The sequence below is a fragment of the Arthrobacter sp. SO3 genome (assembly GCF_020532825.1).
GTDB lineage: Bacteria > Actinomycetota > Actinomycetes > Actinomycetales > Micrococcaceae > Arthrobacter.
Map to the genome: position 1 here is coordinate 1 of NZ_MQTS01000005.1, position 7,011 is coordinate 7,011.

Genomic DNA, 7,011 nt, shown 5'->3' on the forward strand with positions numbered 1-7,011 from the left:
CCCACCGAGCCCGCCCGCGAGCCCGCACCCGCGCCCCACCGCGCCCGCCCGAGCCACCACCAAGCCCCGCCGGACACAAAGAAGCTGGTGCAGCCACTGCGTTTCCGCGGGGCGGCTGCACCAGCAGGTAGTACGAATTTTCAGAATGCTATGAAACGTTACTCATTCGCGGCTCCCTTTTTCCCGGTTGTTTGATCTACCGGGTCTTTGCGTCCTCGGCCAGATGCCTCGACATCAGCCAACCGGCGCCTACCATTCCAAGGCCCATGATCATAAAGGCCCAAACATCTGCGGCGTTCAGCGACAGGAAATTGGCCGCCGACCCCACCCCAACAATGAGCCCGTAGACGCTAAGGACGATGTACAGCAGGCCAAAGCCCATAAGGAAGTTCCGGGCACCCATGGGGTTGTTCCGGGACATGGCCAGACCGGTGGCGCCGATCGCGAGCTGAACGATGTTCAGCAGCATCGATAGCTGGAACAGGCCAAGGAACAAGGCCATGGAACCGGGCCCGAAGAACGCCAATGAGCTGTACTGCGTGGTGATGCCGGGGATGAACCCCAGGACTCCCACGACTATAAGGACGATACCAACACCCATGCCGACGTTCTGGACATCTGTCCGTCCGAAGTGAACGCCGTGTGCATGTGGAGATGCGGTAGTCATTTTCTGCCTCCAACCACTGATTGCGGACACTCCAATTTTACGGCGGAGTAGGGAAAAAAGCGCCGGCAGGGCGGGCAGTTGAATGCACCCCCAAAACCCCCGGCCCGGGCAAAATCCTTGCAAAATCCGCCGGTTGAGCCTGTCGGAACGGGCCGGAACGCCGTCACATGGCACCATGGAACACGATGAAACTGCGCGCTGATCAGACCGGGGAACGTGGACTTCCGATGCCCTTGTGGCTGCAGGGAGCCCTTGAGTCCGCGCAGGCGGCCATAATCTCCGCCCTGGTGGTGGCCGCCCCGATTCTCGCCGTGTGGGCCACCGCCGGATTCCTGAACGGCGCACCCGACGCGCTCGCCCGCCTCGCCGGCCAGGCCTGGCTGCTGATCCACGGCGTTCCACTGCTGCTGGACACGGCTGGCGCCGCCGCGGCCCAGCCGCAGTCCGGCGTCCTGTCCCTCACCCCGCTCGGACTGACGCTGATCCCGTTCCTGCTCGCCTGGCGCGCCGGCCGGCGGCTGGCCCGGGCCTCCTACACGGACCAGCTGTGGCAGGCGCTGCTCGGCTCGTGGCTGATGTACGCCGGCTTCGGTCTGGCCACCGGCTTCATCTGCCGCACGGGCGACGTCGGCGTGGGCCTCTGGTCCGCCGCCCTCATCCCGCTGGTCCCGTTCGGGCTCGGCATGGTGATCGGCGCCCGCCGCGAGGCCGGCTCCTGGAGCCGGCTGATCGGCGTCGACGCCGTCGACTGGCTCTCCCGCACCAGCCAGCATTCGCGCTGGGCCGGCTCCTACCTGGGGTCCGCCATCAAAGCCGGCTTCGTGGCGCTGATGGCCGGCCTGGCAATGTCTTGCGTGCTCCTCGCCGCCACCTTGTTCATCCACTGGAACCTCGTGATCGCCGTCTATGAAGCGCTCGACGCCGGGGCCCTGGGGGGTGCCGTGCTCACCATCGCGCAGCTCGGCTTCCTGCCCAACCTGGCAGTGTTTGCCCTTTCCTGGACCTCCGGTGCGGGCTTCGCCCTCGGCATCGGCTCCCAGGCCGGGGCGCTCGGCACCGCCGTCGGGCCGCTGCCCTCGATCCCGGTGTTCGCGGCACTGCCGGCCGGGTCCCTGGACTACGGGGTGGCCGCGCTGGTGGTGCCCGTCCTCGCCGGAACCCTGGCCGGCTGGTGGTTCCTGCGCGAGGGCGAAAACCACTTCGACGAATGGTTCTCGATCAAGATCCACGCCCGCTGGCTCACCGCCACGGTCTCCACGCTGGCGCTCGGCGTCATAATCGGCAGTGTCGCCGGGCTGCTCGCGGCGGCCCTGGCCTGGATGGCCGGGGGATCCGCCGGCATCGGGCGGCTCACGGAGATTGGACCCGACCCGCTCCGGACGGCACTGTTCGTGGCTGCGGAGGCGGGCATCGGCGTCGTGATCGGTTACACCGCCGGGCCGTGGCTGGAACGCCAGCAGAAGCTGCGCGAAGCGGACCTCGAGCCGGCGTCCCTGTGATGCGGCAGGCTGCTTAGCGCAGCTGCACGGGCATCGATTTCTGCAGCTGGGTTCGGCACATGGAGGCGGCCTGCTCGGTCAGGGCCTGGCGGCTGCACTGCTGGTAGTCCCGGACCTGGTTGAAGAACAGCGCCGAGGACACGAGCAGCAGCACCTGCACGGCCACCACCACCAGCCCGGAAATCGTCCCGAACAGCACGAACTTGGATTCCTTGAGCTTGGCGTACCGGATGAGCACCATAATGCCCAGCACGATGGCGATCGCCGTCAGGAGCGCACTGAGCCAGAGGTAGCTGATGTCCAGCTGGTAGACGAAGAACGAGCCCAACACCGCCACGACGAAGCTGCGGAACAGATTGTGGGTTTTCGCCTGCGAGGCCTTGGCCGCGTCGCTGAGCGGGTGCTGTCCGCCCGGGCTGCCGGCGGAGTCGTTCGGGGGATTCATGGTTTCCAGCCTACGCGAGCGGCCCCATAAGCTAGGACAATGCGCATCGTAGTCCTCGTCTCCGGCACCGGCTCCAACCTCCAGGCCGTCATCGACGCCGTGCAAGCGGGCAGGCTCGACGTCGAGATCGCCGCCGTCGGCGCCGACCGGCCCGGAACCTACGGGGTGGAGCGCTCGGCCGCCGCCGGAATCCCGACCTTCGTGGTGGACTTCAAGGCCTACCCGGACCGGGCCGCCTGGAACGCGGCGCTCACCGAGGCCGTGGCCGCGTACTCGCCCGACGTCGTCGTCTCGTCAGGGTTCATGCGGATCGTCAGCGCCGGCTTCATCGACGCGTTCGGCGGCAAATACCTCAACACCCACCCGGCCCTGCTGCCCGCGTTCCCCGGCGCCCACGGGGTCCGCGACGCGCTGGCCTACGGCGTGAAGGTCACCGGCTGCACGGTGCACTGGGCCGACGCCGGCGTGGACACCGGCCCGATCATCGCGCAGGAAGCCGTGGCGGTCGGCGACGGCGAAACCGAGGAGTCCCTGCACGAACGGATCAAGGTGGTGGAGCGCCGGCTGCTGGTTTCGACGCTGGCGTCCCTCGCCCCCGCGGAGAAGCCCGCCTGACTCACCCCGGACCTTCACCCACCCCGTCCATCCGGGTTGTTGTTGTGGTTGGGGGCGGAGGGGTGGCTAGTCGAGGCGGCGCTGTTTCGTTTCCGGCGCGAAGAACGCCATCCACAGCACGCTGATTAGCACCAGGCCGCCGGCGAGGGCGAACGAGGTCGCGAGGCCCAGTTCCGGCCAGAGGACCGCCGCGAAGACCAGCGGCCCGAAGCCCGCGCCGAGCCGGGAGAACGTCGACGCCCAGCCGAAGCCCGAGCCGCGCAGCTCCGTCGGATACAGCTCGGAGACGTACGCGTAAAGCACCGGGATGGCCACCTGCACCACAAAGCCGAAGACCAGCAGCCAGAACACGGCCGCCGTCGGGATGTCCACCACAATGGCCACGATCACCAGGGTCAGCGCGGACAGCGGGCCGGTGATCGCCAGGACCCACTTCCGGCCCACACGCTCCACCAGCAGGGCGGCCACCACCACGCCCAGGAGCCCGACGGCGGCCATGGAAGCGGTGGTGAGGAAGGCCTTGTACTCCTCGAAGCCGGCGCCGATCAGGATCCGCGGCATCCAGGTCAGCGACAGGTAGTACACCAGCAGGATGCTGAAGAACAGCGACCAGGCCGCCGTCGTGATCTTCCAGTCGTACTGCCACAGGGCGCGAAGCTGGGTCCAGGCGCTGCCGGCGGAGAGCCGCGGGGCCTCCTGCGCCTCGGGCAGGCTGTAGACGCGGGGCTCTGCCCCGGTGGCCGCGACGAGGTCGTCGATCACCTTGGCGGCCTCGTCGCGGCGGCCCTTGCGGATCAGGAACAGCGGGGATTCCGGGACGCTGCGGCGGATCCAGAACACCAGCAGCGCCGGGAGCACCATCACCAGCATGGTCAGCCGCCAGTCCCCGTACAGGGCAATCAGACCGGCGGACACGAAACCGCACAGCGCGGCCCCGATCGGCCACCAGCCGTCCATCGCGGTGAGGACCCTGCCGCGCTGCTTGCGGGGCGTGAATTCGCCCACCAGCGCGTAGTCCACCGGGATGCAGCCGCCCAGGCCGAAGCCGGCCATAAAGCGGAACGCCACAAACCAGAGGAAGTCGGGGGAGAACGCGCCGAGCACGGTGAAGACCGAGAAGATCAGCAGAGTGGCGGTGAAGGCCTTCTTGCGCCCGATCGTGTCCGCGATGGTGCCCCAGACGAAGGCGCCCAGGGCCATGCCGATCAGGTTCGAGGCGCCGATCCAGGCGGCGTCGCCCGGGCTGAGCGACCAGTGCTTGGACAGCAACGGAATCAGGATGCCGTTGAGCGTGACGTCCCAGGCGTCGAACATAAAGCCCAGGCCGCCGATCAGGAAGATCCGGCCCTGCACTTTCCAACGCCATGGCAGTTCCTGGACCACCTGTTCGCCGCTGGGCACAGTGGTGTACGTGTTCATCTCTCAGCCTCCTGGGAAAACTCTACGTGGCCGGGCGCACGGGTACGATGCGCTTCATACTCCGGCGCGCGGAAAGGCCCGGCGCGCTGACGCGATAAACTGGCCCCATCCCCACCACCCGCGGCCCCGCCGCGATATAAGACGGAGACTTTTGTGAGCTTCACGCAGCTTGACCGTGTATCCATCGACCGTGTCCCCATCCGCCGGGCGCTGATTTCGGTCTACGACAAGACCGGTCTGGAGGCACTCGCGAGGGGCCTGCACGAAGCCGGCGTCAAGATCGTCTCCACCGGCTCCACCGCCAAGAGGATCGCCGCCGCCGGCATCCCGGTGCAGGAAGTCGAAGAAGTCACCGGCTCCCCGGAAATGCTGGACGGCCGGGTCAAAACCCTGCACCCGCGTGTCCACGGCGGCATCCTCGCCGACCGCCGCGTCCCGGCCCACATGGACACGCTCGCGTCGATGGACATCGAGCCGTTCGACCTCGTCGTCGTGAACCTCTACCCGTTCGTGGAAACGGTGAAGTCCGGCGCCGCGCAGGATGACGTCGTCGAGCAGATCGACATCGGTGGGCCCGCGATGGTGCGCTCCGCCGCGAAGAACCACGCCGCCGTCGCGATTGTGGTGGACCCGTCCTCGTACGAAGACGTTGTTGCTGCCGCCGCCTCGGGCGGCTTTGACCTGAAGACCCGGCGCCGGCTCGCCGCCAGGGCTTTCGCGCACACCGCCAGCTACGACACCGCCGTGGCGACCTGGACCGCGAGCCAGTTCCTCGACGAGGACGGCGACGGCGTGATCGACTGGCCCGCCTATGCCGGACTGGCGCTTGAGCGCTCCGAGGTCCTCCGCTACGGCGAAAACCCGCACCAGCAAGCCGCCCTGTACGTGGACCATGCGGCCCCGGCCGGCATCGCGCAGGCCGACCAGCTGCACGGAAAGGCCATGAGCTACAACAACTTCGTCGACGCCGACGCCGCCCTCCGCGCGGCCTTCGACTTCGCCGGGCCCGCCGTCGCGATCATCAAGCACGCGAACCCCTGCGGCGTGGCCGTGGGGTCCGCCTCCGCGGCGGACCCCATCGCCGACGCGCACGCCAAGGCGCACGCCTGCGACCCGGTCTCCGCGTTCGGCGGCGTGATCGCTGCCAACCGCACCGTCACCGCCGGCATGGCCAGGACCGTTGCCGGCATCTTCACCGAGGTCGTCATCGCGCCGGGCTTCGAGGACGAGGCCGTGGAGATCCTGTCCAAGAAGAAGAACATCCGGCTCCTGGCACTGCCCGATGGCTACGGCCGCTACCCGACCGAGTTCCGCCAGGTCTCCGGCGGCATGCTGGTGCAGGCCACGGACAAGGTCGATGCCGAGGGTGACAATCCCGCCAACTGGACCCTCGCCGCCGGTGACGCCGCCGACGCCGCGACCCTGGCCGACCTCGCGTTCGCCTGGACCGCCTGCCGCGCCGCCAAGTCCAACGCCATCCTGCTCGCGGACAACGGTGCCGCCGTCGGCATCGGCATGGGCCAGGTCAACCGGCTCGATTCCTGCAAGCTCGCCGTCGAGCGGGCCAACTCCCTCGGTGTGAGCGTGGACTCCGAGGTCGACGGCGCGGGAGGCGCCTCGAACGCCGACGCGACCGGAGCCCCGGAGCGGGCCCGCGGTGCCGTGGCGGCGTCGGACGCGTTCTTCCCGTTCGCCGACGGCCTCCAGATCCTGATTGACGCGGGCGTCCGCGCCGTCGTCCAGCCCGGCGGCTCGGTCCGGGACGAGGAAGTCATCGCCGCAGCCAACGCCGCGGGCATCACGATGTACTTCACCGGCGCCCGGCACTTCTTCCACTAGTTCCACCAGTTCCACCAGTTCCACCAGTTCCACCAGTTCCACCAGGCGGGTCGCGCGGACCCCGCGCAGCCGGCCCCACCAAGAGTGGACATGCCCTCCCTTTCCGGAGGACATGTCCATTCTTTGTGCCGGCGACTGGGCATAAGGGGATTATGTCCAGTGCCGGCTCCGCGCGGGGGGCATGTCCAGTGGTGGCAGGGTGACCCAAGCCCGGGTGCGGCCAGCTGTCCGGGGGACATGCCCATTCCTGGTGCCGGGGACTGGACATAAGGGGACTATGTCCAATGCCGGGTCCGTACGGAGGGCATGTCCCGCGGGGCAAGGTCCGCAGAAGACTCCGAAACCAGGGTTAACGCCAGGGCGGGGCCACTTGTGGTCCATCCCCGCTGCTGGAGATGGGCCACAGGTGACCCCGCGCTGTGTTGGTGCGCCGGTGGTCCGGCTAGGTGTACTCAGCCAGCAGGTTGGTTACATCTGCTTATGGGTGCTCGTCCTCCGAGGGCTGCGTGGTGTCGGCGGTGGTTGTA

At 68.2% G+C, this 7,011-nt stretch carries 6 protein-coding genes; 3 read left to right on the forward strand and 3 right to left on the reverse strand.

The annotated features are described in order from the left end of the window. Window positions 1-196: 196 nt before the first annotated feature. Complete coding sequence (locus BJQ90_RS00595) at window positions 197-667, reverse strand: DUF4383 domain-containing protein (protein ID WP_226758374.1); 471 nt, start codon at window positions 665-667, stop codon at window positions 197-199. A 185-nt stretch (window positions 668-852) separates the two neighbouring features. On the opposite strand from BJQ90_RS00595, the gene BJQ90_RS00600 reads away from it, so the two are divergent. Beyond that, window positions 853-2,166, forward strand: a complete 1,314-nt coding sequence (locus tag BJQ90_RS00600) for a DUF6350 family protein (protein WP_226758375.1) — start codon at window positions 853-855, stop codon at window positions 2,164-2,166. Window positions 2,167-2,179: 13 nt separating this feature from the next. On the opposite strand, the gene BJQ90_RS00605 is transcribed toward BJQ90_RS00600, so the two are convergent. After that, window positions 2,180-2,611, reverse strand: coding sequence for a hypothetical protein (locus BJQ90_RS00605; RefSeq protein WP_226758376.1), 432 nt, complete (start codon window positions 2,609-2,611; stop codon window positions 2,180-2,182). A gap of 39 nt (window positions 2,612-2,650) precedes the next feature. Here BJQ90_RS00605 and purN point away from each other — a divergent pair, with 39 nt between their 5' ends. Continuing rightward, window positions 2,651-3,226 (forward strand): phosphoribosylglycinamide formyltransferase, encoded by a 576-nt coding sequence (gene purN / locus BJQ90_RS00610; protein WP_226758377.1) that lies wholly within the window; start codon window positions 2,651-2,653, stop codon window positions 3,224-3,226. A 66-nt stretch (window positions 3,227-3,292) separates the two neighbouring features. Here purN and BJQ90_RS00615 read toward each other — a convergent pair whose 3' ends face one another. Next, window positions 3,293-4,645, reverse strand: coding sequence for an MFS transporter (locus BJQ90_RS00615; protein ID WP_226758378.1), 1,353 nt, complete (start codon window positions 4,643-4,645; stop codon window positions 3,293-3,295). A 153-nt stretch (window positions 4,646-4,798) separates the two neighbouring features. Between BJQ90_RS00615 and purH the strand changes: the two genes are divergently transcribed. After that, window positions 4,799-6,484: a bifunctional phosphoribosylaminoimidazolecarboxamide formyltransferase/IMP cyclohydrolase gene (gene purH, locus BJQ90_RS00620; protein WP_226758379.1), complete on the forward strand. Its 1,686-nt coding sequence runs from the start codon at window positions 4,799-4,801 to the stop codon at window positions 6,482-6,484. Window positions 6,485-7,011: the final 527 nt, after the last annotated feature.